Below are 25,519 nucleotides of genomic sequence, written 5' to 3' on the forward strand. Positions count from 1 at the left end.
GCCGGCTCCGGAACCTTCAAGGCTCCGAACCCGGCGGCGATCTTTTGTTGAACGGCAGCTTGGCCGCTGCCGATAGGCTCAGGCCTTCCGCGCTTCCTTCATGTTGGGCAGGAACACCGTTAGCAGGCCAAGCAAGGGCAGGTACGAGCAGATCTGGTAGACGAAGTCGATGCCCTTCATGTCGGCGACGACGCCGAGCACCGCGGCGGCGATGCCGCCCATGCCGAAGGCGAAGCCGAAGAAGATGCCGGCAATCATGCCGACGCGGCCCGGAACCAGCTCCTGCGCGAAGACGACGATGTTGGAGAAGGCCGACGACAGGATCAGGCCGATCAGCACGGTGAGCACCATCGTCCATTCCAGATTGGCGTAGGGCAGCGCCAGCGTGAAGGGCAGCACGCCGACGATCGAGAACCAGATCATCGCCTTCTGGCCGTAGCGGTCGCCGAAGGGGCCACCGAGCAGGATGCCCAGCGCCGAGGCGCCAAGGAAGAGGAACAGCATCACCTGGCTCATCTGCACCGAAACGCCGAATTTATGCATGGCGTAGAAGGTGTAGTAGCTGGAGAGCGAGGCGATATAGGCGTTCTTGGTCAGCACCAGCAGCGTCAGCACGGCCAATGCCCACATGACCTTCTTGCGCGCGAAGGGCGAGACATGGGCAGCCTGCTTGCGGGTTGCCAGCGAGGCGCGCAGCCGGCTGTACCAGCCGCCGACCCGCCACAAAACGACGATGCCGATCAGCGAGCCGACGGCGAACCAGGAAATGCTGGTCTGGCCGAACGGCACGACGATGAAGGCGGCGAGCAACGGGCCCATGGCCTGGCCGAAATTGCCGCCCACCTGGAACAGCGATTGCGCCAGGCCGAAGCGGCCGCCCGAGGCGAAGCGGGCGATACGCGAGGATTCCGGATGGAAGATCGCCGAGCCGACGCCGATCAAAGAGGCGCCGATCAGCAGCAGCCAGTAATGGCCGGCATGAGCGAGCACAACCAGGCCGACCAGCGAGGAGGCCATGCCCCAAGGCAAGGAATAGGGCATCGGCTTCTTGTCGGTGATCATGCCGATCACCGGCTGCAGCAGCGAGGCCGTCACCTGGAAGGTGAAGGTCAAAAGGCCGATCTGCCAGAAATCGAGACCGTAATTGTCCTTGAGCAGCGGATAGATCGCCGAAAGCAGCGACTGCATGATGTCGTTGACACAGTGGCAGAAGCTCACCGCAAGAATGACGGTGAAGGCCGTCGCTTGCGCCGAGATGTTGCTTGCCGGCGCCGGTGCGGCGACGGAGGTGGCGGTCGTATCAGTCAAGGCAATGCTCCGTAGTATCGTTGGAGCATGATCTTGTCCGAAAACCGGTTCCCACTTTTCGGGATCATGCTCTAGGCGGCGAACCGCAGGCGGCCTTATAGGCCCGTTGCCAAGCGACTTCTTTCGTGGTTTGGTCCAATAGTTTCGCAAGTGGGCCACATCGATGCCGTATGGCAAGGAGATATTCAAGGGCGACGCCGCCGAGCTCGGCCGGCTGCATGAAAGCCGCTGGCAATGGCTGGAACAGGCCGTCGGGCCGGCGGTCGCGCTGCCGACCGAATATCCGGACGGCTATCACGTGCCGCAGCACCGCCACAGCCGCAGCCAGCTGCTGCACGCGCTGGTCGGCGTGGTCCTGGTGACGACCAGGCGCGGGCGCTGGATGGTTCCGCCCGACCATGCGATGTGGATACCGGCCGGCATCGAGCATTCCGTCGAGATGTTGGGCGACGTCTCGATGCGCTCGGTCTATGTGATGCCGGGTGCCATTGCCGGCCTGCCGGACAGCTTGCGCGTCGTCGGCATCACCGAGCTGATGCACAGCCTCATCGTCGAATCTGAGAAGCTGCCGCAGGGCGGCGAGCTCGAAGGGCGGGCGGCGCTCGTCATGGGACTGCTGCTGCACGAGATCCCGAACCTGCCGGAGCGGCCGCTCGGCTTGCCTTTCCCGTCCGATCCGAAGCTCGCGGCGCTGTGCCGGCGCTTCGTGGCGGCCCCTTCGCCACATGCGACGATCGACGAATGGGCGGATGCCTCGGGCATGAGCCGGCGCTCGTTCACCCGCGCCTTCCATCGCCAGACCGGGCTGTCGCTGTCGACCTGGCGCCAGCAGGCCTGTCTTTTCGCGGCGTTGCCAAGGCTCGCCGACGGCGAGCCGATCACCAGGATGGCGCTCGATCTCGGCTATGACAGCGTGCCGGCCTTCATCACCATGTTCAAGCGCATGCTCGGCGCTTCGCCGCGCGGCTATATGCGTGGCGCGCGCGATGCCGGTGAGAACCCGCGCCGCACAGGCGGTCCGATCGCTGCGTGAGACAGCGTCGTCAGCATTGAGTTGATGTGTCGGTTCTCAGTCTGGTTCCGTTTGCCGAATACTGGTTGCAAATTGCAATTGGTTATGCTTCCCTTTGTAAGGAGACAAAATCGGAGGAACGCTGGTGGCAACGATTGTCTATGCCATGCTGACATCGCTGGACGGCTACATCGCCGGGCCGAGCGGAGACATCGACCTGCCGGTTCCCGAGGAAGAATTGCATCGGCATTTCAACGACGAGATGAGGCGGACGTCGATCGCGCTGTGCGGGCGCAGGATGTATGAAACCATGCGCTTCTGGGACAGCCCGGAACGCGATATCGCGGCTGAGGACGTCGAGCGGGATTTTGCCCGCGCGTGGCGGGAGACGCCGAAGGTTGTGTTTTCGACCACGCTTCAGGAGGTCGGGCCGAATGCCCGCCTGGTAAAGGCCGACGCGGAGGCGGTGGCAAGGACCCTCAAGGCGGATACAGATGGCGAGATCTCGGTCTCCGGCGCCGACCTTGCCGGGCACCTTGCGCGTGCCGGCCTGATCGACGAATACCGGCTTTACATGCATCCGGTCGTGCTAGGCGGCGGCAAGCCCTATTTCCAGTCCGGCCTGTCGCTGGCGTTGAGGCCGCTCGGCACGGAGCGCCTGGCGCAAGGGGTCACGCTGCTGCGCTATGCGCCCGCGGAAACCAATTTTTGATTAATCGAACAGGCTCGAGACCGATTCTTCCGTCGCGGTGCGCGAGATCGCTTCGCCCAGCAGGTCGGCGATCGAAATGACACGGATGTTCGGGGCGTCGAGCACGCCCTGCGTCGGCTGAATGGAATCGGTGATCACCAGTTCCTGCAGCTTCGATCCGGCGATACGGGCAACGGCGCCGCCGGAGAGCACGCCATGGGTGATGTAGGCGGTGACCGAGGTCGCGCCATTGGCCAGCAGCGCGTCGGCCGCGTTGCAAAGCGTGCCGCCGGAATCGACGATGTCGTCGATCAGGAGGCAGTCCTTGCCGGCGACGGCGCCGATGATGTTCATGACTTCCGATTCGCCGGGACGCTCGCGGCGCTTGTCGACAATGGCCAACTGCGCATCGAAACGCTTGGCCAGCGCGCGCGCCCGCACCACGCCGCCAATGTCGGGCGACACGACGACGACATTGCCGAGCTGCTTGTACTTGGCCTTCACGTCGCGGGCCATCACCGGCACCGAGAACAGATTGTCGGTCGGGATGTCGAAGAAACCCTGGATCTGGCCGGCATGGAGATCAAGCGTCAGCACGCGGTCGGCGCCGGCGCGGGTGATCATGTTGGCGACCAGCTTGGCCGAGATCGGCGTGCGGCCCGAGGCGCGGCGGTCCTGCCTTGCATAGCCGAAATAGGGGATGACCGCCGTGATGCGCCGCGCCGAGGAGCGCATGAAGGCATCCATCATGATGAGCAGTTCCATCAGATGGTCGTTGGTCGGATAAGAGGTCGATTGCAGGATGAAGACATCCTCGCCGCGCACGTTTTCCTGGATCTCGACGAAGATTTCCTGGTCGGCGAAGCGCCTGACGCTGGCCTTTCCCAGCGGGACGTTGAGATAGCGAGCGACCGCCTCGGCCAGCACCCGATTGGAATTGCCCGCGAAAAGCTTCATGCACCGTTCCTGGTGAAGGATGGAGAGGCCGGAGAGACTCTCATGCGCCTTTTAAGCGGGCTTTTAGCGGGCCGGGCCGGTATTGCAAGCCTCGTCGTCGGGAATCCTTCCGGTGGCCGCAACAAACACGGAAAACATCGCAAGCCGGCAACAGTTTGGCCGGCAATATTCGGCCCGTGCCGGTCCGGTCAACCGGCGCCGCCGCTGCCGAGCCAGGCGGCGAACTGGTCGATCGTCTGGTCGGCAATGGCTTGCATGGTCGCGGGCGCCACCGCGGGCCAGCCTTCGCCGCTGCCGGCAGCGGGCGCCTTCTGCTGGCCATTGATGCGGTGCAGGCGATTGCCGGATGGGTCGTAGATGTCCCAGACATAGATGACGGTCGTGTCCTTGCCCTCGGACATCGTCGAAAAATAGCCCTTCAGCACATGCGTGGCCGTCTGGTCGGTGCTGCCGACAAGCGTCAGGCCGCGTTGCCGAGCACGGGCCTGAAGTTCCGCCGTCAAGGGCGCCGCAGCCTCCACGGACGCGCCGACGATCGGCGCCACCTGCAGCCGCGTCTTGGCGACAGCCGCGGTCTGGGCCGGTGTCCTGGATGTCGCGGGCGACGCTGTGGCGGAAGGCGCGGGCGAAGGAGCGGGCGCAGTCGTGGTCGGGGTTGTGGCCGTCGTCGATGTGCCCTGCGAAGCGGTCGAAGACTGGGCCGAGCCCGCCGGCGGGGTGATCGCCGAAGGCTCCAGGACGTCCTTGGCATTGGTGCAGGCGCCAAGCGCCAGCGCCGCAAGCAATGACACGGTCGTCACCTGCGATCGTCTCATTTGCCTGAAAACTCCCCTGCTGGCGAACGCCCCCGCGTGAACGAACGATTATGGATTCACTGCACGATCAAGTCGAGATCATGGCGCGACAGCGGCTTCGGCGCCGATTCCGTGGTGAGGTAGGTGCGGCCAAGCGTCATCGCGGTCTCGGTCTCGGAGTCCATGATGATCATATGCGCGAACAGCGTCATGTTGGGCGCGATCGGTTCCATGTTGCCCTGGTAGAACATCGGCATGTCCATCCAGGACGGCGTGAAGCGCGCGCCGACCGAATAGCCGCAGGCGTTCAGCCGGTGCTTGGTCAGATTGTGCGCTTCGAGCGTGCGGGCATGCGCGTCGAAGACATCGCCGAAAGTATTGCCCGGCGTCATCGCCTTTTCGACCGCCAGCAGGGCGGCGCGGGAAGCGTCGAACAATTCCTGATGACGTTTCGACACCTTGCCGGTCAAAACGGTGCGCATCATGGGGGCGTGGTAGTGGTGGAAGACGCCGGCCCATTCGAGCGTCAGCTGGTCGTTCTTGGTGAGCTTGCGGCGGCCGGCTTTATAGCGGCAGAGCAAGGCATCGGCGCCGGAGCCGATGATGTATTCGTTGGCGGGATAGTCGCCGCCGCCGGCAAAGACCGCGCCCTGCATGGCGGCAAGGATCAGCCCTTCATCGCCGCCTTGCTTGATCAGGGGCAGGGCGGCATCCAGCGCGTCGTCGGAAAGATTGGCGGCCTTTTCCGCCTTGGCGATCTCGGCCGGGCTCTTGAACAGGCGCAGCCGGCCGACGATGCCGGAAGCATCGGCGATCTGGCCGAAGGTCTGCAACTGCTCGTCCAGGCGGCGGCCGTTATAGGCGGTCAGGCCATGGGTGTCGTATTCGACGCCGATGCGGGCGCCGAGCAGATCGAGGTCGTTGAGCAGGTTGCGCAGGTCGATCGCCGGATTGGCCCCCTGACGATCGGTCCACAGCACGATGTTCTCGATGGTCGAGGTCTGGCGTGCCTGCCTCAGATCGGCCGAACGGGTGAGCAGCACCATCGAGCCGTCGGCCTTCACCACCAGGCACTGGAAGAAGCAGAAGCCGAACGTGTCGTAGCCGGTCAGCCAATACATGCTCTCCTGCGCGAACAGGAGCACGGCGTCGAGCTTCTTCTCGGCCATCTCGATCAGCAGCCGGTCGCGCCGCGCGTCGAATTCCGAACGTTCGAAATGCAGCGCCATTATTCTTTCTCCAGAACGATTGCCGAAACCTGGCGCCCGTAATCCGCTTCCTTGCGGTGTGTGGTGCGCCGGTAGGAATAGAACAGGTCTTCTTCCGCATAGGTGCAGCGGCCAAGCCCCTCGGCGGTCACGCTGGCCTTGCGCAGCCGGTCGACCGTATATCGGTTGAGATCGAACATCGAGTGGCCGGCGGTCCTCGATGGCCTGAAATAGCGATGATTGCCGGCGTCGGCCTCAACGAAGCGGGCGACGAATTCCGGCCCGACCTCGTAATTGTCGGGGCCGATGGAAGGACCGAGCACGGCGACGATGCGCTCGCGGCTGGCGCCGAGGCTCTCCATCGCGGCGACGGTATTTTCCAGCACGCCGGTGAAGGCACCCTTCCAGCCCGCATGGGCGGCACCGATGACGCGCGCCTCGGCGTCCGCGAACAACACCGGCCCGCAATCGGCGGTCGAGGCGCCGATGGCGATGCCCGGACGGTCGGTGACGATGGCATCAGCCTTGGGGCGGGCCCCCGCAAAGGGTTCCCTGGCGACAACGACATCCGGCGAATGGACCTGGTGCGCCGTCAACAGATGATCCGCCGGCACGCCCATCCAGGCGGCAACGCGCCGCCGGTTCTCGGCGACCAGTGTCTGATCGTCGCTGGAGCCGGTACCAATGTTGAGCCCCCGATAGATGCCGTCGGAGACGCCGCCGATGCGCGTGAAATAGCCGTGGCGCATGCCTTGCGCCTTTTCAAGGAGCGGCGAACGCACTGGATCGGGTCTGGTCTGATTCAGCATGGTTGGGTTTGTCGTCCGTGCGGGGCGGTCTCGTCAAGGCGAAGTTCGGACGACGACGGGACCATGCGGCATGACCGCCGTTCGATCTCAGCCTGTTCTCGCGGCCGGCAGGATCTTCATCACCTTGAACAGCTCGCCCATCGCGTTGGGGCCGGCCAGGCGTTCGACCGCGTCCGAAATCGCTTGGCGTGTCTTGGCGTCAGCATCGGCACCGAGCGTGCCGGCGCGCTCGAGCAGTCCCAGGCCGAGCAGGAATTCGCCCTGGGTCGACAATTGCACATCGAGACCGTGAGCGCGCGCCATGTCTGCAAGCGGGGCGAAATCGACATGGGCGGTGAGATCGGCTTCACCTGGATTGGCGAGCACGTCTTCGCGCCGATGCCGGCGCAGCGCCTGGAAGGTGTCGCCGATCCCCGGCCGGAGGTGGCCGTAGTCGATGAAGAGGCCGGCGCCGCCCTGGCCGGCGATGCGTTCGGCGATCGCCGCCATCAGCGCCGAACGGGCGGGCGCCATTTCGACGATGGCGCCTTGCGGCGCATCGGCCGCGGCGGCCGGCAGCAGTGCCGGATCGACAGACCCCGCGCCGGCGAAGAAGCGCAGTTCATCAGCGCCATCGAGGCCGACCACGCGCTCGCGCCAGCTTTCGCCGACATGGACGAACTGCCGGATCGGCACCGCGTCGAACAGCTCGTTGCCGACGATGAAGAGCGGCTGCCCCGGCAGCGTGTCGATGGTCTGGTGCCAGGCAAGCGGCGCGCTCTCGCCGGCAAGCGTCTGCTTCTGGATCTCAGCCAGGCGCGGGCTGGTCTCGATCATGGCAAAGGAGGCGCCGGCCACGAGCGCCGGGTCGAGCCGCGACCAGGTGCGCAGCATGTCCTTCATCAAGGTGCCGCGGCCGGGACCGATTTCGGCGAAGGTTGCGGGCAACGGCCGGCCGGCACCTTGCCAGGCCTGATAGAGCCAGACGGCGACAAGCTCGCCGAACATCTGGCTGATCTCGGGCGCGGTGATGAAGTCGCCAGCGGCGCCGAAGGGCTCGTGCGTCGTGTAATAGCCCTCGTCGGGATCGAACAGGCAGAGCGCCATATATTCGCTGACCGGGATCGGCCCCGCCGCGGCGATCAGGCCTATGATGCGCTCCTTCAGCCGGGTCATGCCGCCCGCGGCTCGGCCGCCGGCCTTGCGGTGACCATGGCCCAGATGCCGGCCAGCACCATCGGCGTGGACAGGATCATGCCCATGGTCAGCCAGCCGGTGCCGAGCAGATAGCCGAGCTGCTGGTCGGGCTCGCGGAAGAACTCGACGAAGATGCGTGACAAGCCGTAGCCGCAGATGAAGGCGCCGCCGACGAAGCGCGGCGTCTTCAGCTTCAGGCGCGAATGGGTGAGGAAGCGCAGCACCAGGAACAGCACGAGACCTTCGAGCAGCGCCTCGTAGAGCTGGCTGGGGTGGCGGGTGAACGGGCCGCCATTGGGGAATTCGATCGCCCACGGCACGTCCGAGGGCCGGCCCCAAAGCTCCGAATTGATGAAGTTGGCGACACGGACCAGGCCGAGCCCGACCGGCACGCCGGCCGACACCACATCGAACAATGTCCAGGTGGGAATGCGGCGCTTGAGCGAAAACAGCGTCATGGCGAGGATGACGCCGAGCAGGCCGCCATGGAACGACATGCCGCCCTGCCAGACCGCGAAGATGTCGAGCGGATGCGCGATGTAGCGCGGCAGGTCGTAGAAGAGCACGTAGCCGGTGCGCCCGCCAAGCACGACGCCGATCGCCGCCCAGACGATGAAGTCGTCGAGGTCCTCGGGCTTCATCGGCAGATTGCCGTCGGGCCACAGGCGCGGATTGGTGATCAGGCGCTTGGCGTACCACCAGGCAAAGAGGATGCCGACGATGTAGCCGACGCCGTACCAATGCACCGCCAGCGGCCCGATATGGACGATGACCGGATCGATGTTGGGGAAGGGCAGGGAGGCCAGCGGCAGCAGGAAATATTCGCTCAAAACGGTTCCCCGATGACGGTCACGATTGGGCGCGGACCATGCGGCAGGGTTTTGGCGGGGTCAAGGCAAGGCGATTGACGTTCTGAACGCCAGGACGAGCGATTTCAAACTTCAGGTTTGCCGGCGACAATCCGTATTAGAGCTTCGTTGATCCTGTCCTGCCAGCCGGGGCCACCTTCCTGGAAGTGGTCGAGCACAGCGCGATCGACCCTTATCGAAACAAGCTCTCTGACATTTGGCACCGCCGCGGCCTCGCGAATTGGCGCCACGGGCTTTTTGACGGGCTTGAAGGCAGCTTCCGCGGCTGCGATCGGGTTTGTCGGTCGGCGCGGGGGCGTTGCCATTGGTCGATCCTAACTGAGTGCTGGAACAATACACAGCACAATAGGCGATTTGGTGGTTTCAAGTACAGGTCGGGCGATGTGATAGCTTTGTTCAGGCATGGCGCGCCGCCATGCGCCATAGCAACGCAGAGGCGGCATCAAACCCCAACGTTCTTGCATTCCGCGCCGCGCGCGACTACGTCAAAACGACAAAGCGAGGATCTGCCATGTCGACCGGACCGAACCGCATTCTCGACGAATTCGCAAAGATCATGACCGATGCTGCGGGTGCCGCGCAGGGCGTGCGGCGCGAAGTGGAGACGGCGTTCCGGGCGCAGGCCGAGCGCATGCTGAATTCCATGGATGTGGTGCAGCGCGAAGAGTTCGAGGCCATGCGCGAGATGGCGGTCAAGGCGCGGGAAGACAACATCCAGCTGGCGACGCGCGTCGAGGCGCTCGAGGCCAAGCTCGCCGAACTGACCGGACAGGCCGCACCAACGGGTGCCGCGAAGCCCCGCGCAAAAAAATAATCGTTAAACTTTTCCACATAGCGCGATCCGAAAAATCGCTTTGCCGTGAATCGCTTACCGGCATTGCATGAATCTTCGTGACAGCCACCTTTCCACATGCGGATGACGCAGTGCGAAAAATTGGGCTGTTCACGCGACTCCCGATCAATAGACTGAATTTGTTGCATGATTCGAAGCAGGGTCATGCGCCGGGCGGTGGGGTCCGGTTGGGTCTTTGTGTTGGAAAGTCCTGACCGTCCGAGTTCTAGACAAGATTGTTCGTCGTGTGTGCCCCGCGGAGCGTGTGGCGCTCCCCTGAACACAGGAAGCATTCATGGAACTCCTCGAACTCGAATTCTCCCGCGAAATCCACCCGGTAGATGTCATCGAGCAGGTGGCCCACAACAACGACTGGTCCTTCGAACGCGCCGGCGACGACGAGATTTCGATTTCGGTGGCCGGCAGCTGGACCGACTATCACGTCTCCTTTTCCTGGATGGAGGATTTCGAGGCGCTGCATCTGGCCTGCGCCTTCGACATCAAGGTGCCGGAGACGCGTACGCTGGAAGTGATGCGGCTGCTTTCGCTGATCAACGAGCAGATGCTGTTCGGGCATTTCGATCTGTGGGAACAGGAAGGCGCGATCATGTTCCGGCAGTCGCTGCTGCTTGCCGGCGGGGTCGAGCCTTCGAGCCAACAGGTCGAGGTGCTGCTGTCCTCGGCGCTGGAGGCCTGCGAATGCTATTTCCAGGCCTTCCAGTTCGTCGTCTGGTCGGGTACATCGGCCAAGGACGCGCTGTCCAGCGTGCTCTTCGAGACCCATGGAAACGCCTGAGCGAAGCCGACATCGCCGATGAGTTCCAGCAGCGAGCGAAAGCCCGAGATCAGCTTTGCCGATTTCGACCGTGTCGACATCCGTGCCGGTACGATCGTCGAGGCCGAGCCATTTCCGGAGGCGCGCAAGCCTGCGATCAAGCTGAAGATCGATTTCGGCCCGGCGATCGGGGTGAAGAAGTCGTCGGCGCAGATCACCAAGTATTATGCGCCGGAAAAGCTGATTGGCCGCCAGGTCTTCGCGGTGGTTAATTTCCCGCCGCGCCAGATCGGCCCGTTCATGTCGGAAGTGCTGACGCTGGGCTTTCCCGACGAAGAGGGTGCGGTCGTGCTCGGCGCCATCGAGCGCAAGGTGCCGGACGGCGGGCGCCTATTCTAGGGCGAGCCTGGGGCGAACTGGAGCCGCTCTGTCCTGATCGGCGGGCTTGCTTGGCATTCCCAGCGCTTCGTCGACGGCGTCGAGGAACATTTCGGCGCAGGCCTGCCAGCTGTAGCGCATCGCGCGCTGGCGCGCTTCGGCGCGATCGACTTCAAGCGCCTTCATCGCCGCCTCGCCCAGGTCGGTCGATACGGCTCCGCCGACGCCGTCGCCAACAATGTCGATCGGTCCGGTCACCGGATAGGCGGCGACGGGCGTTCCGCTGGCCAGCGCCTCGATGATGACGTTGCCGAAGGTGTCGGTGCGGCTCGGGAATACGAAGACGTCGGCAGACGCGTAGATCTCGGCCAGCTCGTCGTTCGGGCGGTGGCCGAGGAAATGCGCGTTGGGATAGCGCGCCTTGAGCTTTGCCAACTCGGGCCCTTCGCCGACGATAACCTTGCTGCCGGGCAGGTCGAGATCGAGGAAGGCGGTCAGGTTCTTTTCGATCGCGACGCGGCCGACGCATAGGAAAACCGGACGCGGGAATCCGGTTTCCTTGCGCTTGTTGGGCCGGAAATGGTCGGTGTCGACGCCGCGCGTCCAGGGCCTCAGCCTGTTGAAGCCGCGCGCGGCGAGATCGTCCGCCAGCGACTGCGTGGCGACGAGCGTGCCCTGTCCGGAATTGTGGAAGTCGCGCAGCCAATTGTAAGCCCAGCTCTCAGGCACCGGCAGGCGGGCGCTGAGATATTCGGGAAAGCGGGTGTGGTAGCTGGTGGTGAAGGGGCGGCCAACCTTCCGGCAATGGCGGCGCGCCATGATGCCGAGCGGACCCTCGGTGACAATGTGGATGTGGTCGGCCTTGGCGGCCTCGATCATGCGCGCGACGCGGCCAGGCGTGGTCAGCGCCAAGCGGATGTCGGGATAGGTCGGCATCGGCAAGGTGCGAAACAGGGTCGGCGTCAGGAAATCGAGCTCGACGTCGAAGGGTTTCAGCGCCTCGGTGAGGCGTTCCAGCGTGTGCACCACGCCATTGACCTGGGGCCGCCATGCGTCGGTGACCATCAGGATACGCATAGCGATCCCGATACGCATGGCGATCCCGACACGGATGACGGGCCTTCGCCGCAATAAATCCTGAGCGCGCCGGCGCGGTGCCGGAACGGCAGCCAGGCAGCCGCTCGCGCCTCGCTCCAGCGCACCCGGGCAGGGGCCGGATCGAAGCGATGCGGCAGGGCCGAATCAACAGAGGTCGCGCGCTTCATGCGCGCTCTTGACCATGATTTCATGACGGGCGGATGAAGCCTGTCTCGGCTCGACTTACGCAGGCACCTTGATCACGGCGCGCAGGCCGCCGAGCGGGCTGTCCTCGAGGCTGACCTCGCCGCCGTGGCTGCGGGCGATGTCGCGGGCGATCGACAGGCCAAGGCCGGTGCCGCTGGCATCGAGATTGCGGGCCTCGTCGAGCCGCAGGAAGGGCTTGAACACCTCTTCGCGCTTGTCGGGCGCGATGCCCGGTCCGTCGTCGTCGATGGTGACGGTGAGCGAGCCGCGGCCATGATTGGCGTGGACTTCGACGGTCTTGGCATAGCGGAAAGCATTGCCGATGACGTTCGACAGCAAACGGGCAAAGGCGTTCGGCCGCACATGCACGGTCGGATCCCCGGCCAGCGTCGTCGCGAGCTTGCAGCCGCGCAATTGCGCTTCCTCGCCGAGCTTCTGGAAATAGGTCTCAAGGTCGAAGCGGCCGGTGTCCTCCGCGGACTCGCCGCGGGCAAAAGAGAGATAGCCTTCCAGCATCGACTGCATGTCGTCAATGTCCTGGTTCAGCGCGGCCTTGGTCTCGGACTTGCCGCCGGCCAGCGCCAGCTGCAGCTTGAAGCGGGTGAGGATGGTCCTGAGGTCGTGGCTGACGCCGGTCAGCATCGCGGTGCGCTGCTCGATCTGGCGCTCGATGCGCTCTCGCATCTGGATGAAAGCGAAGCCGGCGCGACGGACTTCCTCGGCGCCGCGCGGGCGGAAATCGCGCGGCATCGGCCGACCCTTGCCGAAACTCTCGGCGGCCTCGGCGAGTGTCAGGATCGGCCTGATCTGATTGCGCAGGAAAGGGATGGCGATCATCAACAGCACCAGCGAGGTGCCGACCATCCAGATCAGGAAAATATGGGTGTTCGAGGCATAAGCCTGGCTGCGCCGCACGAAGACGCGCAGCACCTTGCCTTCAAGCTGGACGCGAACCTCGACGACGTTGGAGTTGCCGACCGTGTCGATCCAGAACGGGCGGTTGATCTGCTTCGTGATCTCCGACGACAAGGCCTCGTCGAGGATCGAGAAGAACGGTTTGGGGCCGGGCGGCGGCAGCGGGTCCGGCGGCAGCAGATCCACCTTCAACTGCATGCGGTCCTGGGCGATGCGGATGATGTTGGCATAGTCGGCGTCGTGCGGATAGGTCTCCATCATGTCGATGACCGCCGCTATGTCCGAGATGGTCGCCTGCGACAGGCGCTGCGTGACCGTCTGCCAGTGGCGCTCCATGAAGACGAAGGCGACCACCGACTGCAGCAGGATCATCGGCGCGATGACGATGATCAGCGAGCGGGCGTAAAGCCGCTTCGGCATGTAGAGCGCGATCAGGCGCCAGAACCGGTTCCAGGCACGCGGCATCGCCCTCAGCGTCCGCAGTGCGAGATCGCCGGGACCGCTTCCTTTCGGCTTGTCCAGTTGCGTGGTCGCCATTCGCCCTTCCGCTCGTCGATGGCCGTTCAGCAAAGGGCCTTCGACGGTAACCTATTCGACGCTGAGCCGATACCCAATACCGCGCACCGTCTGCAGCCACACCGGATTGGACGGGTCGCGCTCTATCTTGCGGCGCAGCCGGTTGATCTGCACGTCGATGGTGCGCTCGCCGACATCCGATTCATCGCCCACCAGCTCATGGCGCGGTATGGTCTCGCCCGCGCGCGCGGCGAAGATCGCGAGGATCTCCTGCTCGCGGTCGGTCAGCTTAAGCGCCTCGCCGCCGCGCTTCAATTCGCGCTTGGCGATCTGGAACGTGTAGGGCCCGAACACCAGTTGCTCCACCTTCGGCGTCGCCGCCGGGCCGCCACGGCGCAGGATGTTGTTGATGCGCAGGATCAGCTCGCGCGGATCGAACGGTTTCGGCAGGTAGTCATCGGCGCCGGCTTCCAGGCCGGTGATGCGGCTGTCGGTCTCGGACAGCGCCGTCAGCATCAGGATCGGCACGTTCTTCTCGGCCCGCAGCGCCTTGGTGAGATCGACGCCGGTCTCGCCCGGCATCATCACATCGAGCACCAGAAGGTCGAAGTCGAGGCCGGCGAGCTTGCGCCTGGCCTCGCCGGAATTGCCGGCCACGGTGACGCGAAAACCGTTCTCGGACAGATACTGCTTGAGCAGGTTGCGGATACGCGTGTCGTCGTCGACGACCAGAAGATGCGGCGCGTCATCGTCGGGCGCTGACGGATGATCGACCTTCTCAATGGTCTCCATGGTTCTTCCCCGATGTTTGCGCAGGCACAATGTCAATCTGCGCTCTTAGTTCCGGATTGACCATCGCTTCCAGGAAACGCTCGATCGTGGCGCGTTCGGTGGTTCCGGAATCCTCCAATGCCGCACGGATGCGGCGCGACTGTGGCCGCGCCAGCGCCAGGGCCAGGGCGCGACCCTTGGCGGTCGGGTAAAGCTCGCGCTGCCGGCGGTCGCGCGGACCCTGCACCTGGACGATGTGATCGGTGTCGATCAACTGCTTCAAAACCCGCGCCAGGCTCTGCTTGGTGATCTTCAGCACATCGAGCAGCTCGGCGACGGTGAGGCCCGGCCTGCGGTTGACGAAGTGCAGCACGCGATGATGGGCGCGGCCGAAGCCGTAATCGGCGAGGATCTGGTCCGGGTCGGAGGTGAAATCGCGATAGGCGAAGAAAAACAGTTCGATGATGGCGAAGTCGATGCCGTCCTCATCGGCGATGGCCGTCCTGATCGGTTTTCCGGCTGCGGGGCTCGTCATCGTTTCTCCATGCGAGGCGGGAATTATGTCAGTACTATTGACGTAATTTCCGGGCAATGATAATTTTTGACAAGCTTTTCGGCGGATTGCGAACAAAAAGGCAAGAGGAAGCCATTTTTCCGGAACTTCCTGAGTTTGCCACGGATTGAATATCCGCCTACGCTTTCAAGCATTGGCCAGCGTTTCGGATCCTGTGGCGGGGTCGGTTCGAATGGTCATAAACACAACGATTTGCGGGCGCCTGCCCGCGGGAGGTTTCCATGGCATCCGTTCCCTTCGATCAATTGGAAGGCTTCATCTGGATGAACGGCGAGTTCGTCAAATGGGCCGACGCCAAGATCCATGTGCTGACCCATGGCCTGCACTATGCCAGCGCCGTCTTCGAGGGCGAGCGCGCCTATGGCGGCCAGATCTTCAAGCTGACCGAGCACAATGAGCGCCTGCATGAATCGGCGCGCCTGCTCGGCTTCAAGATTCCCTATCCGGTCGCCGAGATCGATGAGGCCTGCCGCACGCTGTTGAAGAAGCAGGGTTTCCAGGACGCCTATGTGCGTCCGATCGCCTGGCGCGGCAGCGAGCAGATGGGCGTTTCGGCGCAGAACAACCGCATCAACTGCGCCATCGCCATCTGGCAGTGGCCGAGCTATTTCGATCCCGCACAGAAGCTCAAGGGCATTCGGCTCGACGTCGCCGAATGGCGCCGGCCCGATCCGCGCACCGCGCCATCCAAGTCGAAGGCCTCCGGCCTCTACATGATCTGCACGCTGTCCAAGCACGCCGCCGAGGCCAAGGGCTACGCCGACGCCATGATGCTCGATTGGCGCGGCCAGGTGGCGGAAGCCACGGGCGCCAATATCTTCTTCGTCAAGGACGGCAAGATCCATACGCCGACGCCCGACTGTTTCCTTGACGGAATAACCCGCCGCACGGTGATCGGCCTGGCGAAGGACCGCGGTTTCGAGGTGATCGAGCGCGTCATCATGCCGGAGGAACTCGAAGATTTCGAGCAGTGCTTCCTCACCGGCACCGCCGCTGAGGTCACGCCGGTTTCCGAGATCGGTTCATACCGATTCGAGGTCGGCGAGATCGCCAAGACATTGATGAATGACTATTCCGCCGCGGTGCAGCCAAAGCACGCAATCGCTGCAGAATAGGGATAGTCACAGCTTTTTTGTGCAATAGGGGCGGTTTTCGAGCCGCCCCTTTTATTTAAGCACGCGCGCATTTGACTTTCGAACAATTCGGCGTCTCATGATGGCGTCGGCCCGAGGAGGCTGGCGGCTATGGAGGGACTAGTTACATGGACAGCAACACGATTATTCAGATCGTTGTACAGGTAATTGCCGGCGTTATCGGTGGCCAGGCGGTTGGCGCGGCGTTCAAGCAGGCGGCGATGGGCCAACTTACCAAAATCCTCGGCGGTGCGATCGGCGGCGTCGGCGGCGCGGCCATTCTCGGCAGTCTGCTCGGCGGCGGCGGCGTTGACGCGGCAGCGGCGGCGCGCGGCATCGGCAGCGCGCTCGACCTGAAGAACCTCCTCGGCGGCGTTGGCGGTGGCGCGATCCTGACCGGCATCATCGGCGCGGTCATGAATGCAATGAAGAAATAGGTCCGGTTCTCTCGGACTTTGCCATGGGCGGCCTCGGCCGCCCATTCCTTTTTTGACCAAGCCGGCGGCCTCGGCCGCCCATTCCTTTTGGAACACGGCCGGCGGCCTCGGTCGCGCATTTCCTCCCGAAGTTCGGACAATGGTGGACGAGGTTCGCCGGGCTGTCTACATCAGGGCGACACTTCGAAGGAAGGGAAAGGAATGCCATGGGTCAGCTCAATGCCGGTATCGTGCCGGTCACGCCCTTCCAGCAGAACTGCACCATTCTCTTCGACATGGACGACAGGTCAGGCGTCGTGGTCGATCCCGGCGGCGATGTCGACAACATACTTTCAGCGCTGAAGGACAATGCCATCACCGCCGGTGCAATCTGGATCACGCATGGCCATATCGACCATGCCGGCGGCGCCATGGACCTGAAGGATGCGCTGGGCATTGACATTATCGGCCCACATGTGGCCGACAAGCCGCTGCTTGCCAATCTCGAGAACCAGGCCAAACGTTTCGGCCTCACCGATCAGGTGCGCAATTGCGTGCCGGACCGTTTTCTCACCGAAGGCGAAACGGTGTCGTTCGGCAACCATGTGTTCGAAGTGCTGCATTGCCCGGGGCATGCGCCGGGCCATGTCGTCTACTACAACCGGGCGGCCAAATTCGCGCATGTCGGCGACGTGCTGTTCCGCGGCTCGATCGGGCGCACCGACCTGCCCGGCGGCAACCACGCCGCGCTGATCGCCTCGATCAAGGACAAGCTTCTACCGCTTGGCGACGACATAGGTTTCATCTGCGGCCATGGCCCGGGCAGCCGCCTTGGCGACGAGCGGCGGACCAATCCGTTTCTGACCTGACCTTCAAAAAGAAAAGCGCCGCTGCGGGCGGCGCTTGTCTTGGGCAGGGAACCCAGGCGATGTTTCGATCGGTCAGTTGGCGACGCAGAAATGCTGGGCGCCGTCACTGCCGGTGAAAGTGCCGGTGCGCGAATTGAAGCTGCGGTAGCGGTCCGAACAATACTCGTACCAGCCCCGGGTCCACGGTTCGGCGTAGCGGTCGGCATAGACGACACGCGGCTCCTGCACGTAGTAGCGGCGCACCGGCCGGTCGACATAATAGTCGTCACCATAGGCCGGTTCGTAATAGCGCGGCCCGGGGTTGCTGAGCGCGCTGCCAATCAAGGCGCCTGCCGCGAGGCCGACAACGCCGGCGGCGAGGGCGTCACCGCCATGGTGACGATGATGGTGCCAGCGCCAGTCGTCGGCATTGGCCGCCGAGAAGGTGGCCAAGGTGGTCGCGGCAATGCCAGCACTGAGGACAGCGGTCTTGAGAAAACGGTTCATCTTCGGTCTCCTTCGCGCCGGCCCGCGCATTTTTCGGGGATACGGACCGGCTTTAGCAAAGGTTAATAGAAGACCGTGGCTGAACGGAGGCTGAACGGAAATCGGCGTAAACGATTTTTCGTGGCCTGGGGATTTTTCGTGGCTTGGCGATTTTTCGAAGCTCGGCGATTTTCGAAGCCGGCGACCTTTCCGGACCTGGGCACAACCCGTTCCGGGGCGGGAGCGGTCCCGCCTGAAAAGCTTCCGTCGGATCCGTCGCGAGCCGGCTTAGCCGACCGACAGATTGACGGCCTTCGGACCCTTGCCGCGCTTGTCCGGCTCGGTGTCGAATGTCACTTTCTGCCCATCCTCAAGACCGGGAAGGCCCGACGCCTGCACAGCCGAGATGTGGACGAAGACATCCTTCGCGCCATCATCGGGCGTGATGAAGCCGAAGCCTTTGGCATGGTTGAAGAATTTGACGGTGCCGGTCTGCGGCATGGGAAACTCCTTTGATCCCATCAAGTCAAGTCTCGGGCCGGCAAACTGCCCGAGAGGAAATTTGTCCTTTATTTTAGCGCTATCGGCAAGAGAAAGTTTTCGCCTGCCGATCCAAGCATTTGCGCGCAAAAAAGGCGCGACCGTTTCGGCCGCGCCTTCGCAATTTCAGGCCTGTCCTGAAGCCGGTTCATGATCCTGCCGCACCATTGCATCCGCAAAGGACAGGCTGTTCCGGCGGATCAGGCGGCGCGCAGGTTGACCGCCTTCGGGCCCTTGCCCATGCGGTCCGGCTCGACGTCGAAGGTAACCTTCTGGCCATCGACCAGCGTGCGCAGGCCAGAAGCCTCGATCGCGGAAATGTGGACGAACACGTCCTTGGCGCCACCATCCGGCGTGATAAAGCCGAAGCCTTTGGTGGCATTGAAGAACTTTACAGTACCGGTCTGGGCCATTGGGGAAAACTCCTTCACCCGTGTCAGTCTTGTGGTTTGCCCGCTGCCTCGCGCCTTGGGCAAATCCCGGTGGTTGCTTCGGCGGTCATGCATTCGCGCATGGTCAAACCCCCCGCCGAAAAACGGGGTTGTCAGAGATTCACACTTATCGGGGAAAGGTCGTCCAAAACGTTCCGCTCTCCGGGTCGCAAATGCCCGAACATGATTTTTATTACACGGAAACGTGATGGTTGCAAGACGACGCTCGCGGGCGGCCAGCGGCGCGTCCAACGCTGGGCCTCGATAGACCCGGCCCCATCACCGGTCATCGGCCAGAGGCGGGCCAAGCATGGGCCAAGGCGACAACCGGTTCCGCGGCTCCACAAACGACGGTTGCGTTTAGCGCGCAGGATGCGAGGATACCGCGAGCCGGCATCGCGCGCCGGGACGAAGGAGGAGTCTATGCGGTTAGTTGCGGTGTCACGGCAGGGCGTTGTCGTTTTCATGCTGTCGGCGCTGCTGGCGGCCTGCGCCGTCGTCGTCGACGATGGCCCGCGTCCGCCCAGGCCGCATCCGCAGCTATGCACCATGCAGTACCAACCGGTCTGTGCCCGGCGCGACGGCGACCGGCAGACCTTCGCCAATGCCTGCCTGGCCGAACGGGAAGGCTACCGCATCGTGCGGGACGGTCCTTGCCGCGACGCTGGCGGTAGTGGCGGTGGCGGTGGCGGTGGAGAACAGGCCTTCTGCACGCGCGAATACGCGCCGGTCTGCGCCAGGCGCCACGGGCAAGTGCGGACCTTCCCGAACGCATGCGAGGCGCGCGCGGCGGACTATCGCATCGTCGGCGACGGACCGTGCTGAGAGGACCGCGGTGTCCATCTGGGCAGGTAGACACTGCGAGGCGCGCTGACGCTTTGTCTTGAATCTCTTGCCGGCATGGCTTAGGTCCGGCGGACCAACAAATACGGCAGGTTTCCCATTAAAAAAGATCACAGAAGAGCGGCAAATGCCGGCGGCAGGCCAGGTGGTTCGGCGAGCCCGCTCGATCCCTATGTGCAAAAGGCGCTGCAACTGCATCAGGCCGGCCGGCGCCAGGAGGCCGAGAGCCTCTACAGGCAGGTATTGGGGCAGCAGCCGAACCATGCCGCCGCGCTGCATTTCCTCGGGCTGCTGCTGCACCAGACCGGCAGGAGCGAGGAAGGGCTTGATCTCATCGAGCAGTCGGTGACGCTGCAGCCCGAAAATGCCGACTTCCTCAACAATATGGGCACGGTCATGCGCGATCTCGGGCGCTTCGCCGCCGCGATCGATTTCTTCCGCGGCGCCGTGGATATCCGGCCGGACCAGCTGGCCGCGCGCGACAATCTCGGCTCGTCGCTGAAGCAGCTCGGACAGCTCGACGCGGCCGAGGAGATCTATCGCGGCACCATCGGCCGCAACCCGTTCCACGTCCGCGCGCGCATCGGCCTTGCCGAGACGATGCAGGAGGCCGGGCGGCTGGACGAGGCGATCAAGCTGTTTGGCGAGGCGCTGTCGATCCGGCCGAAGGATGCCGAGCTTCTCTACGGGCTTGGCGTCGCGATGATGGAGAAGGGCAAGCTCGACGAGGCGGCCGATCTCGCCCGCCAGGCGCTGGCGATCGCCCCGAACATGTCGAAAGCCTGGCTGCTGCTGACGCAGGTCAAGCGCCAGACCGAGCGCGACAAGGAGCTTTCCGGCATGGAGGCCGAGCACGCCAAGGCGCCGCAAGGCAGCCTCGCGCGCATGCAGCTCTCCTTCGGACTGGGCAAGGTCAATGACGACCTCAAGGATTACGGCCGCGCCTTCGACTATTTCGCCGAGGGCAATGCCGTTCGCCGCAGCGTGATCGACTACGATCCCGCGCGCACGCGCAGCGAATTCGAGGCGATGAAGGCGACATTCGACACAGCCTTTTTCGAGAAGCACAGGCCAAGCGGCATTTCCGACGACACGCCGATCTTCGTCGTCGGCATGCCGCGCTCCGGCACCACGCTGGTCGAGCAGATCATCGCCAGCCACCCGGCGGTCTTTGGCGCGGGCGAGTTGAACATCTTGAAGACGGCCGTCGGCAAGCAGTTTCCGATGAGCATGCCGGGCGGCTTCCCCGCCGGTATCGCCGACATGCCCGACAAAGCCTTCGCCGAGGCCGGCCAGGCCTATCTCGACATGCTGCATGCCCGCTATCCGGGCTACCGCCATGTCACCGACAAGATGCCGGGCAACTTCCTTCTGGTCGGCTTCCTGCACATGATGTTGCCGAAGGCCAAGATCGTCCATTGCGCGCGCGACGCGGCGGCCACGTGCCTGTCGATCTTCAAGGTGCATTTCCGCGGCGACAGCCACCGCTACGGCTACGACCTCGGCGAGCTCGCCGATTTCCATAATCTCTACACCGACATCATGGCGCATTGGCACAAGGTGCTGCCGGGCGTCGTGCATGATGTGCGCTATGAGGATTTCGTCGCCGACCAGGACGGGCAGTCACGGGCGCTGATGGCGTATCTCGGCCTGCCCTGGGACGACAAGGTGTTGTCTTTCCACGAGACGGACCGGCCGGTCCGCACCGCTTCCGCCGCGCAGGTGCGCCAGCCGATGTATCAGGGCTCGGTCGATCTGTGGAAGCGTTATGGGGAGCGGCTGAAGCCGCTGCTGGATCGGCTGAACTAGCACACGCGTCAGCGATTGGCCGAAGCGCCCGAACTTCGTCATCCACGGGCGGAGCGGGAGCGAAGCGGACGCGCAGACCCGAGGATCCATTCCGTGACCTCGCGCGAAGGTTAAAGGCGGCGCAGAACGGAGATTGTTCCGCACCGCTGCAACGCTCATAGGTCACGGAATGGATCCTCGGGTCTGCGCCGCGTCGCTTCGCTCCTTGCTCCGCCCGAGGATGACGACCTGACGAGCGTCTCGGCCAACCGCAAATGATTGCGATCAGCCGACACTGGCGTTCCGTCGCTCCTCAAAGCTCGATGAAGGGCTGGAAGCCGCCGAAGATCATGCGCTTGCCGTCGAACGGCATGGCGGACCAGTCCATCTTGAGACGCTCATCGGCCATCACCTTGGCCATGACCGCATCGCGGCTCTGTCTGGACTCGTAGACGACCCAGGAGAAGATGACGACCTCGTCGTCCTTCGCCTGCACGGCGCGCGGGAACGAGGTCAACTCGCCATAGGGCACGTCGTCGCCGACGCATTCGACATAGGCGAGCGCGCCGTGCTCCATCCAGACGGTGCCGGCGTTCTCGGCCATCTTCTTGTACGCATCGAGATTTGCCTTCGGCACGGCGAGCACGAAGCCATCGACGTAGGACATGGCGGTTCTCCTCTTTGGTGGCGTTTTTTCCTTCTCCCCTTTTGGGAGAAGGTGGATCGGCGCGCAGCGCCGACACGGATGAGGGGTGTTCCAGCTTGGCGATTTGCGAAGGGCAAATCGGGGCAATCCGACCTCTCCCACAGGCGGAGAGGTCGGCGGGCTCACTTCACCGGCGCGTTCATCGCCCAAGCGACGCCGAAGGGGTCTTTCACCTGGCCCCAGCGGTCGCCCCAGAACATCACCTGCAGCGGGGTGACGATCTCGCAGCCGGCATCCACAGCGCGCTTCCACCAGGCATCGATGTCGTCGCTGCCGAGATGGAGCTGCAGCGTATAGCCCTGCGCCGCCTGGTGCGGATGGCCGTGTTCGGGATAGGCATCGCCCAACATCAGCGTCGAGCCGTTGACGTAGAGATGGATGTGCATGGTGCGGCCGTTGTCGTCGGGCGGATAGGCGAACACTTCTTCCGCGCCGAAAGCCTTCTTGTAGAACTCGGCGGCCTTGATGGCGCCATCGACCTGCAGGTAGGGGGTCAATCCGCCAAGGACCTTGGCGCGGGGCGGGGTCTGGTCGTTCATTCTCGTGTTCCTCTTCACGGGTTGATCCGGATTTGCGACCCCAGGACGGATGAAGCGGCGGCGATCCTACATGGCCCGCGAATTATTTTTAGAGTAGCTGGTCCAGGCAGCTCCGGCGACAAGCATGGCTGCAAAACAATCGCATCAAAAGCGCGACTTATATGACCTTCGCCGAGAAGGTGGCGGCGCGGCGGCTTTCGCGAGTTTCGAAAATCTCCGGAAAGCCGATGTCCTTGCGCAGCTCGGCCGGCAGCGAAAGCAGGATGCGCTCGCTGCGGTGACGCGCGCGCGCCTGGGCATAGTGGTTGGCAAGACGGCCGATGGATGACAGTACCGACATGATGTCTCTCCCTGGTTGATGCCGGCATCATCGTGTCGGCATCCCAAGGACGAGGCGGCAATCGGCGATCCGACAGATCGCCTCGATTTTTTTCAGAACACCGACGCGGCCAGCGCGGTGTCGTAATATTCCACCATCTCGATGATCTCGCCGTCGCGGACCGTCCAGAAATTGGCGGTGCGCATGATGAGCTCCTCGCCGGTGGCGCGGCGCGTCATGTGGATCTCGACCTGCGCGGCCACCTTGTCGCCGCCGTCGATGATCTCGACAGGGACAAAGTGCCGGTATTCGAAGTCGTCGTCGAGCGCCAGGAGCCTGGCGAGGAATTCCTGCTTGCCGTGCGCGGTGCCGGCATGACGCGATTGCCGGGGATCGGCAATCCAGCGGAACACGACATCTTCGGCGCACCGAGACAAAGCGCCTTCGATGTCGCGGTCCGCATAGGCCTGATAGAGATTGCTGACGATTTCCACTGCACGCATGGCCCATTCCCTCCATGGCTAAGCAGTTCAGCATGCGCTTTTTTTAGCAGGTGGAAAAGTATCGCCGAGCCGGCAGCAACGCCTGTCGGGCCGGCAGTGCCTGCCCAACAGAGGTGTCGTCTCAGTTCGGCATCTCGGCGACTGAGCGGAAGAACGCCTCCGGGTCGTCGACCTCGGTCAGCCGCCGCTTGTCGATCAGCCAGAAGCGATTGCCGACGGCGCGGATGAAGGAGCGGTCATGCGAGGCAAGCAAGCAGCTCGCCTGATGCTTCAACAATTCGTCCTCCAATGCTTCCTGGCCGTCGATGTCGAGATGGTTGGTCGGCTCGTCGAGCAGATAGAAATTGGGATGGATGAGCCTGAGCACCAGCATCATCAGCCTCGATCTCTGTCCGCCGGACAGAGCGCCGATCTTCCTCTCCTGCATCTCGATCGCGACGCCGGCGCCGGCGAGCAGCGAGCGGGCGCGCTGCTCGCCGAGCTCGAAGCGGCGCGAGACCATCGCCAGGGGCGTGTCGCCGCCATCGATGCCCGACAGCGCCTGATCGCTGTAACCGAGCACGGTCGACGGCGTCACCTTGATGTTCGCGACCGATCCCGGCTCGGCGATGGCGCCGCGGATCATTGCGATGAAGCGCGTCTTGCCGGCGCCGTTGCGGCCGAGCAGCACGATGCGATCGCCTTGGCAGATGTGGCGCTTGCCGGTCCTGAACAACGGCGTGCCGTCAGGGGTTTCGACCGCCGCGTCCTCCAGCGTGATCAGTACCTTGGCGTGGGTGCCGCGGTTGGCCAGCTTGATCGCGCCGGCCGAACGCTCGCGATGCGCTTGTACGGCGGCATCCTCCAGCTTCTCGGCCCGTTCCTTGAGCTGCCTGGTCTTCACGGTCAAAAGGTCGCTGCCGGAATTGATGCCGATATTGTTCAACTTGGCGGCCTGCTTGCGCAACTGCTGGGCGATCTTCATGTCGCGCTCGAACTTGCGCGCCGTCGAGGCGTCGAGCTCGTCGAGCGCCTGCCTGGCGCGGGAATAGGGCAGGGCGAACACCGGCGAGTCTTCCGGGCGCAGGAACAGCGTGCGGTTGGTGGCGGCGTCGAGGAAGGCGCGATCATGGCTGGCGATGATGACAGGCACGTCGCGCGGCAGCGCATTGAGCCATGTTTCGAGCTGGCTGATCCTGGCGAGGTCGAGATGATTGGTCGGCTCGTCGAGCAGAAGCACGTCGGGATCGGTGACCCAGACGCGGGCGATCAGCGCCAGACGCTGCCAGCCGCCGCTCAGCGCGCGCATAGGCCGGCCGCGCATGTCTTCCGGTACCTCGAGCGAATCCAGCACGACGTCGACGCGCCAGAATTCGCTGTCGCGCTGTTCGGGCGGCAAGGCATCGGCGACGACGTCATGGAAGCTGCGACCGAGCAGCGCGTCGGGAACGGATTGCTCGACATGGCCAACGCGCAGGCCGCGCGACCGGGTGATGTCGCCGGCGGTGGCTTCGAATTCGCCGGCCAGGCATTTGAGAAGTGTGGATTTGCCACGGCCATTGGCCGCGACGATGCCGAGCCGGTCGCCGGCGCCGATGATGAGGTCGAGGTTGGAGAAGAGCGGCGCACTCATGATGACGCCGAGGGATTTGAGGCTGATCAGGGCCATGTCGATTTCTCTGGTCTGTCCGGAGGAACTCGGGCTGTGATGCACTTTGACGGTGCGCCCACAAGCCATCAGGCCAGGTTCGGCGGCACCACGAAGGGCAGACCAAAAATCGAAGCGGGAAAACCCGGACCGTCCTGGTCAGCCCTGCAAGCAAGCTCGCAGGGCACAGACAGGGCCGCGCTGACGGTGGTGATAGTGGTTCACGCAGCCCTCCTTCCAGATGTTCGAGTTGGGAATTGGGTACACCGTGGGAGGGGCGGAGACAAGGTGCGCCTTTCCCTTCTCCCCTTGTGGGAGAAGCGCAACCATTAGCTCAGGCGGCGTGTTTTGCGGGTGGACTTTTGCTCCACGGAGTGCCGCGTTCGACGACGGTGTTGGCGAAGATGAGGAGCTTTCTGACACAGGCGATGATGGCTTGCCTGTGAGCCTTGCCGTTGTTCATAAGACGGC

Annotated in this window: 30 protein-coding genes; 10 read left to right on the forward strand and 20 right to left on the reverse strand. The window is 63.8% G+C overall.

Annotation, left to right across the window (positions count from 1 at the left end; genetic code table 11):
• Positions 1-78 precede the first annotated feature (78 nt).
• Positions 79-1,308: an MFS transporter gene (locus FJ419_RS07905; RefSeq protein WP_181170637.1), complete on the reverse strand. Its 1,230-nt coding sequence runs from the start codon at positions 1,306-1,308 to the stop codon at positions 79-81.
• Between the two features lie 163 nt (positions 1,309-1,471).
• Between FJ419_RS07905 and FJ419_RS07910 the strand changes: the two genes are divergently transcribed.
• Positions 1,472-2,341 (forward strand): helix-turn-helix transcriptional regulator, encoded by an 870-nt coding sequence (locus tag FJ419_RS07910; protein WP_140689263.1) that lies wholly within the window; start codon positions 1,472-1,474, stop codon positions 2,339-2,341.
• Between the two features lie 124 nt (positions 2,342-2,465).
• Positions 2,466-3,032, forward strand: a complete 567-nt coding sequence (locus FJ419_RS07915; RefSeq protein ID WP_140689264.1) for a dihydrofolate reductase family protein — start codon at positions 2,466-2,468, stop codon at positions 3,030-3,032.
• Here the strand turns inward: FJ419_RS07915 and FJ419_RS07920 are convergent, their stop codons facing one another.
• From FJ419_RS07920 to FJ419_RS07950, 7 genes are all read right to left on the reverse strand, one after another.
• Positions 3,033-3,968 (reverse strand): ribose-phosphate pyrophosphokinase, encoded by a 936-nt coding sequence (locus FJ419_RS07920; protein ID WP_095766529.1) that lies wholly within the window; start codon positions 3,966-3,968, stop codon positions 3,033-3,035. It abuts the gene before it with no gap.
• A 188-nt stretch (positions 3,969-4,156) separates the two neighbouring features.
• Complete coding sequence (locus FJ419_RS07925; RefSeq protein WP_140689266.1) at positions 4,157-4,783, reverse strand: hypothetical protein; 627 nt, start codon at positions 4,781-4,783, stop codon at positions 4,157-4,159.
• A 56-nt stretch (positions 4,784-4,839) separates the two neighbouring features.
• Positions 4,840-5,991 carry a Xaa-Pro peptidase family protein gene (locus FJ419_RS07930; RefSeq protein WP_140689268.1) on the reverse strand — a complete coding sequence of 384 codons (1,152 nt, stop codon included), beginning with the start codon at positions 5,989-5,991 and terminating at the stop codon, positions 4,840-4,842.
• Complete coding sequence (pgeF, locus tag FJ419_RS07935; RefSeq protein WP_140689270.1) at positions 5,991-6,779, reverse strand: peptidoglycan editing factor PgeF; 789 nt, start codon at positions 6,777-6,779, stop codon at positions 5,991-5,993. The genes FJ419_RS07930 and pgeF overlap by 1 nt, the downstream gene beginning before the upstream one ends.
• A gap of 87 nt (positions 6,780-6,866) precedes the next feature.
• Positions 6,867-7,934 carry a class I SAM-dependent methyltransferase gene (locus FJ419_RS07940; protein WP_140689272.1) on the reverse strand — a complete coding sequence of 356 codons (1,068 nt, stop codon included), beginning with the start codon at positions 7,932-7,934 and terminating at the stop codon, positions 6,867-6,869.
• Positions 7,931-8,785 (reverse strand): prolipoprotein diacylglyceryl transferase, encoded by an 855-nt coding sequence (gene lgt / locus FJ419_RS07945; protein WP_140689273.1) that lies wholly within the window; start codon positions 8,783-8,785, stop codon positions 7,931-7,933. The genes FJ419_RS07940 and lgt overlap by 4 nt, the downstream gene beginning before the upstream one ends.
• A gap of 104 nt (positions 8,786-8,889) precedes the next feature.
• Positions 8,890-9,129 carry a BrnA antitoxin family protein gene (locus FJ419_RS07950; RefSeq protein WP_140689275.1) on the reverse strand — a complete coding sequence of 80 codons (240 nt, stop codon included), beginning with the start codon at positions 9,127-9,129 and terminating at the stop codon, positions 8,890-8,892.
• A gap of 206 nt (positions 9,130-9,335) precedes the next feature.
• Between FJ419_RS07950 and FJ419_RS07955 the strand changes: the two genes are divergently transcribed.
• The 3 genes from FJ419_RS07955 to FJ419_RS07965 all read left to right on the forward strand — a co-directional run bounded on the left by FJ419_RS07955 (position 9,336) and on the right by FJ419_RS07965 (position 10,830).
• Positions 9,336-9,638, forward strand: a complete 303-nt coding sequence (locus tag FJ419_RS07955; protein WP_140543231.1) for an accessory factor UbiK family protein — start codon at positions 9,336-9,338, stop codon at positions 9,636-9,638.
• Between the two features lie 313 nt (positions 9,639-9,951).
• Positions 9,952-10,452, forward strand: coding sequence for a YbjN domain-containing protein (locus tag FJ419_RS07960; protein ID WP_112098904.1), 501 nt, complete (start codon positions 9,952-9,954; stop codon positions 10,450-10,452).
• An 18-nt stretch (positions 10,453-10,470) separates the two neighbouring features.
• The gene (locus FJ419_RS07965; protein WP_140637133.1) at positions 10,471-10,830 is read left to right on the forward strand and encodes a tRNA-binding protein; all 360 of its coding nucleotides are present in this window, start codon (positions 10,471-10,473) and stop codon (positions 10,828-10,830) included.
• Here the strand turns inward: FJ419_RS07965 and FJ419_RS07970 are convergent.
• From FJ419_RS07970 to FJ419_RS07985, 4 genes are all read right to left on the reverse strand, one after another.
• On the reverse strand, positions 10,822-11,886 hold the full coding sequence (locus FJ419_RS07970; RefSeq protein ID WP_246679151.1) for a glycosyltransferase family 1 protein: 1,065 nt from the start codon (positions 11,884-11,886) through the stop codon (positions 10,822-10,824). The two genes, FJ419_RS07965 and FJ419_RS07970, sit on opposite strands and share 9 nt — an antisense overlap.
• 243 nt (positions 11,887-12,129) lie before the next feature.
• Positions 12,130-13,545, reverse strand: a complete 1,416-nt coding sequence (locus FJ419_RS07975; protein ID WP_140689277.1) for an ATP-binding protein — start codon at positions 13,543-13,545, stop codon at positions 12,130-12,132.
• 51 nt (positions 13,546-13,596) lie between these two features.
• The gene (locus tag FJ419_RS07980) at positions 13,597-14,316 is read right to left on the reverse strand and encodes a response regulator transcription factor (protein WP_095766537.1); all 720 of its coding nucleotides are present in this window, start codon (positions 14,314-14,316) and stop codon (positions 13,597-13,599) included.
• Complete coding sequence (locus FJ419_RS07985) at positions 14,303-14,830, reverse strand: MarR family transcriptional regulator (protein WP_140647554.1); 528 nt, start codon at positions 14,828-14,830, stop codon at positions 14,303-14,305. Before FJ419_RS07985 ends, FJ419_RS07980 begins: the two co-directional genes overlap by 14 nt.
• Before the next feature lie 260 nt (positions 14,831-15,090).
• Here FJ419_RS07985 and FJ419_RS07990 point away from each other — a divergent pair, with 260 nt between their 5' ends.
• From FJ419_RS07990 to FJ419_RS08000, 3 genes are all read left to right on the forward strand, one after another.
• On the forward strand, positions 15,091-15,984 hold the full coding sequence (locus FJ419_RS07990) for a branched-chain amino acid aminotransferase (protein WP_140689279.1): 894 nt from the start codon (positions 15,091-15,093) through the stop codon (positions 15,982-15,984).
• Between the two features lie 146 nt (positions 15,985-16,130).
• The gene (locus FJ419_RS07995; protein ID WP_140689281.1) at positions 16,131-16,439 is read left to right on the forward strand and encodes a hypothetical protein; all 309 of its coding nucleotides are present in this window, start codon (positions 16,131-16,133) and stop codon (positions 16,437-16,439) included.
• A gap of 206 nt (positions 16,440-16,645) precedes the next feature.
• Entirely contained in the window at positions 16,646-17,287 is a 642-nt protein-coding gene (locus tag FJ419_RS08000) for an MBL fold metallo-hydrolase (RefSeq protein ID WP_140689283.1), read from the forward strand.
• Positions 17,288-17,359: 72 nt separating this feature from the next.
• Here FJ419_RS08000 and FJ419_RS08005 read toward each other — a convergent pair whose 3' ends face one another.
• The 3 genes from FJ419_RS08005 to FJ419_RS08015 form a co-directional block, all read right to left on the reverse strand.
• Positions 17,360-17,773: a BA14K family protein gene (locus FJ419_RS08005; protein WP_140689284.1), complete on the reverse strand. Its 414-nt coding sequence runs from the start codon at positions 17,771-17,773 to the stop codon at positions 17,360-17,362.
• Positions 17,774-18,040: 267 nt separating this feature from the next.
• Positions 18,041-18,253, reverse strand: coding sequence for a cold-shock protein (locus FJ419_RS08010; protein WP_008877668.1), 213 nt, complete (start codon positions 18,251-18,253; stop codon positions 18,041-18,043).
• Positions 18,254-18,492: 239 nt separating this feature from the next.
• Positions 18,493-18,705, reverse strand: coding sequence for a cold-shock protein (locus FJ419_RS08015; protein WP_006202520.1), 213 nt, complete (start codon positions 18,703-18,705; stop codon positions 18,493-18,495).
• Positions 18,706-19,146: 441 nt separating this feature from the next.
• Between FJ419_RS08015 and FJ419_RS08020 the strand changes: the two genes are divergently transcribed.
• A complete protein-coding gene (locus FJ419_RS08020) occupies positions 19,147-19,548 on the forward strand; it encodes a Kazal-type serine protease inhibitor domain-containing protein (RefSeq protein WP_140689286.1) in 402 nt (133 codons plus the stop codon).
• Between the two features lie 192 nt (positions 19,549-19,740).
• Positions 19,741-21,375 (forward strand): sulfotransferase, encoded by a 1,635-nt coding sequence (locus FJ419_RS08025; RefSeq protein WP_140689288.1) that lies wholly within the window; start codon positions 19,741-19,743, stop codon positions 21,373-21,375.
• 292 nt (positions 21,376-21,667) lie between these two features.
• Here FJ419_RS08025 and FJ419_RS08030 read toward each other — a convergent pair whose 3' ends face one another.
• The 5 genes from FJ419_RS08030 to FJ419_RS08050 all read right to left on the reverse strand — a co-directional run bounded on the left by FJ419_RS08030 (position 21,668) and on the right by FJ419_RS08050 (position 25,069).
• Positions 21,668-22,021, reverse strand: coding sequence for a DUF1428 family protein (locus tag FJ419_RS08030; RefSeq protein WP_140689290.1), 354 nt, complete (start codon positions 22,019-22,021; stop codon positions 21,668-21,670).
• 161 nt (positions 22,022-22,182) lie between these two features.
• Positions 22,183-22,599 carry a glyoxalase/bleomycin resistance/extradiol dioxygenase family protein gene (locus FJ419_RS08035; protein ID WP_140689292.1) on the reverse strand — a complete coding sequence of 139 codons (417 nt, stop codon included), beginning with the start codon at positions 22,597-22,599 and terminating at the stop codon, positions 22,183-22,185.
• Between the two features lie 157 nt (positions 22,600-22,756).
• Positions 22,757-22,939 carry a hypothetical protein gene (locus FJ419_RS08040; RefSeq protein ID WP_140689294.1) on the reverse strand — a complete coding sequence of 61 codons (183 nt, stop codon included), beginning with the start codon at positions 22,937-22,939 and terminating at the stop codon, positions 22,757-22,759.
• A 92-nt stretch (positions 22,940-23,031) separates the two neighbouring features.
• Complete coding sequence (locus FJ419_RS08045; protein WP_140689296.1) at positions 23,032-23,421, reverse strand: nuclear transport factor 2 family protein; 390 nt, start codon at positions 23,419-23,421, stop codon at positions 23,032-23,034.
• Between the two features lie 121 nt (positions 23,422-23,542).
• Entirely contained in the window at positions 23,543-25,069 is a 1,527-nt protein-coding gene (locus FJ419_RS08050; protein ID WP_140689297.1) for an ABC-F family ATP-binding cassette domain-containing protein, read from the reverse strand.
• Between the last annotated feature and the right edge of the window lie 450 nt (positions 25,070-25,519).

Source organism: Mesorhizobium sp. B2-6-2, from assembly GCF_006440615.1.
Classification (GTDB): Bacteria; Pseudomonadota; Alphaproteobacteria; order Rhizobiales; family Rhizobiaceae; genus Mesorhizobium.

What these genes read in the sequence shown, in the direction of transcription:
- FJ419_RS08040 (WP_140689294.1), bottom strand. Translation starts at nt 22,939, where the DNA reads ATGTCGGTACTGTCATCCATCGGCCGTCTTGCCAACCACTATGCCCAG.
- FJ419_RS08035 (WP_140689292.1), bottom strand. Translation starts at nt 22,599, where the DNA reads ATGAACGACCAGACCCCGCCCCGCGCCAAGGTCCTTGGCGGATTGACC.
- FJ419_RS07940 (WP_140689272.1), bottom strand. Translation starts at nt 7,934, where the DNA reads ATGACCCGGCTGAAGGAGCGCATCATAGGCCTGATCGCCGCGGCGGGG.
- FJ419_RS07950 (WP_140689275.1), bottom strand. Translation starts at nt 9,129, where the DNA reads ATGGCAACGCCCCCGCGCCGACCGACAAACCCGATCGCAGCCGCGGAA.
- FJ419_RS08000 (WP_140689283.1), top strand. Translation starts at nt 16,646, where the DNA reads ATGGGTCAGCTCAATGCCGGTATCGTGCCGGTCACGCCCTTCCAGCAG.
- FJ419_RS07990 (WP_140689279.1), top strand. Translation starts at nt 15,091, where the DNA reads ATGGCATCCGTTCCCTTCGATCAATTGGAAGGCTTCATCTGGATGAAC.
- FJ419_RS07965 (WP_140637133.1), top strand. Translation starts at nt 10,471, where the DNA reads ATGAGTTCCAGCAGCGAGCGAAAGCCCGAGATCAGCTTTGCCGATTTC.
- FJ419_RS07925 (WP_140689266.1), bottom strand. Translation starts at nt 4,783, where the DNA reads ATGAGACGATCGCAGGTGACGACCGTGTCATTGCTTGCGGCGCTGGCG.
- FJ419_RS07910 (WP_140689263.1), top strand. Translation starts at nt 1,472, where the DNA reads ATGCCGTATGGCAAGGAGATATTCAAGGGCGACGCCGCCGAGCTCGGC.
- FJ419_RS08045 (WP_140689296.1), bottom strand. Translation starts at nt 23,421, where the DNA reads ATGCGTGCAGTGGAAATCGTCAGCAATCTCTATCAGGCCTATGCGGAC.
- FJ419_RS07960 (WP_112098904.1), top strand. Translation starts at nt 9,952, where the DNA reads ATGGAACTCCTCGAACTCGAATTCTCCCGCGAAATCCACCCGGTAGAT.
- FJ419_RS07995 (WP_140689281.1), top strand. Translation starts at nt 16,131, where the DNA reads ATGGACAGCAACACGATTATTCAGATCGTTGTACAGGTAATTGCCGGC.
- pgeF (WP_140689270.1), bottom strand. Translation starts at nt 6,779, where the DNA reads ATGCTGAATCAGACCAGACCCGATCCAGTGCGTTCGCCGCTCCTTGAA.
- FJ419_RS07955 (WP_140543231.1), top strand. Translation starts at nt 9,336, where the DNA reads ATGTCGACCGGACCGAACCGCATTCTCGACGAATTCGCAAAGATCATG.
- FJ419_RS08005 (WP_140689284.1), bottom strand. Translation starts at nt 17,773, where the DNA reads ATGAACCGTTTTCTCAAGACCGCTGTCCTCAGTGCTGGCATTGCCGCG.
- FJ419_RS07920 (WP_095766529.1), bottom strand. Translation starts at nt 3,968, where the DNA reads ATGAAGCTTTTCGCGGGCAATTCCAATCGGGTGCTGGCCGAGGCGGTC.
- FJ419_RS08030 (WP_140689290.1), bottom strand. Translation starts at nt 22,021, where the DNA reads ATGTCCTACGTCGATGGCTTCGTGCTCGCCGTGCCGAAGGCAAATCTC.
- FJ419_RS07975 (WP_140689277.1), bottom strand. Translation starts at nt 13,545, where the DNA reads ATGGCGACCACGCAACTGGACAAGCCGAAAGGAAGCGGTCCCGGCGAT.
- FJ419_RS07930 (WP_140689268.1), bottom strand. Translation starts at nt 5,991, where the DNA reads ATGGCGCTGCATTTCGAACGTTCGGAATTCGACGCGCGGCGCGACCGG.
- FJ419_RS08020 (WP_140689286.1), top strand. Translation starts at nt 19,147, where the DNA reads ATGCGGTTAGTTGCGGTGTCACGGCAGGGCGTTGTCGTTTTCATGCTG.
- FJ419_RS07970 (WP_246679151.1), bottom strand. Translation starts at nt 11,886, where the DNA reads ATGCGTATCCTGATGGTCACCGACGCATGGCGGCCCCAGGTCAATGGC.
- FJ419_RS07980 (WP_095766537.1), bottom strand. Translation starts at nt 14,316, where the DNA reads ATGGAGACCATTGAGAAGGTCGATCATCCGTCAGCGCCCGACGATGAC.
- FJ419_RS08015 (WP_006202520.1), bottom strand. Translation starts at nt 18,705, where the DNA reads ATGGCCCAGACCGGTACTGTAAAGTTCTTCAATGCCACCAAAGGCTTC.
- FJ419_RS08010 (WP_008877668.1), bottom strand. Translation starts at nt 18,253, where the DNA reads ATGCCGCAGACCGGCACCGTCAAATTCTTCAACCATGCCAAAGGCTTC.
- FJ419_RS08050 (WP_140689297.1), bottom strand. Translation starts at nt 25,069, where the DNA reads ATGGCCCTGATCAGCCTCAAATCCCTCGGCGTCATCATGAGTGCGCCG.
- FJ419_RS07985 (WP_140647554.1), bottom strand. Translation starts at nt 14,830, where the DNA reads ATGACGAGCCCCGCAGCCGGAAAACCGATCAGGACGGCCATCGCCGAT.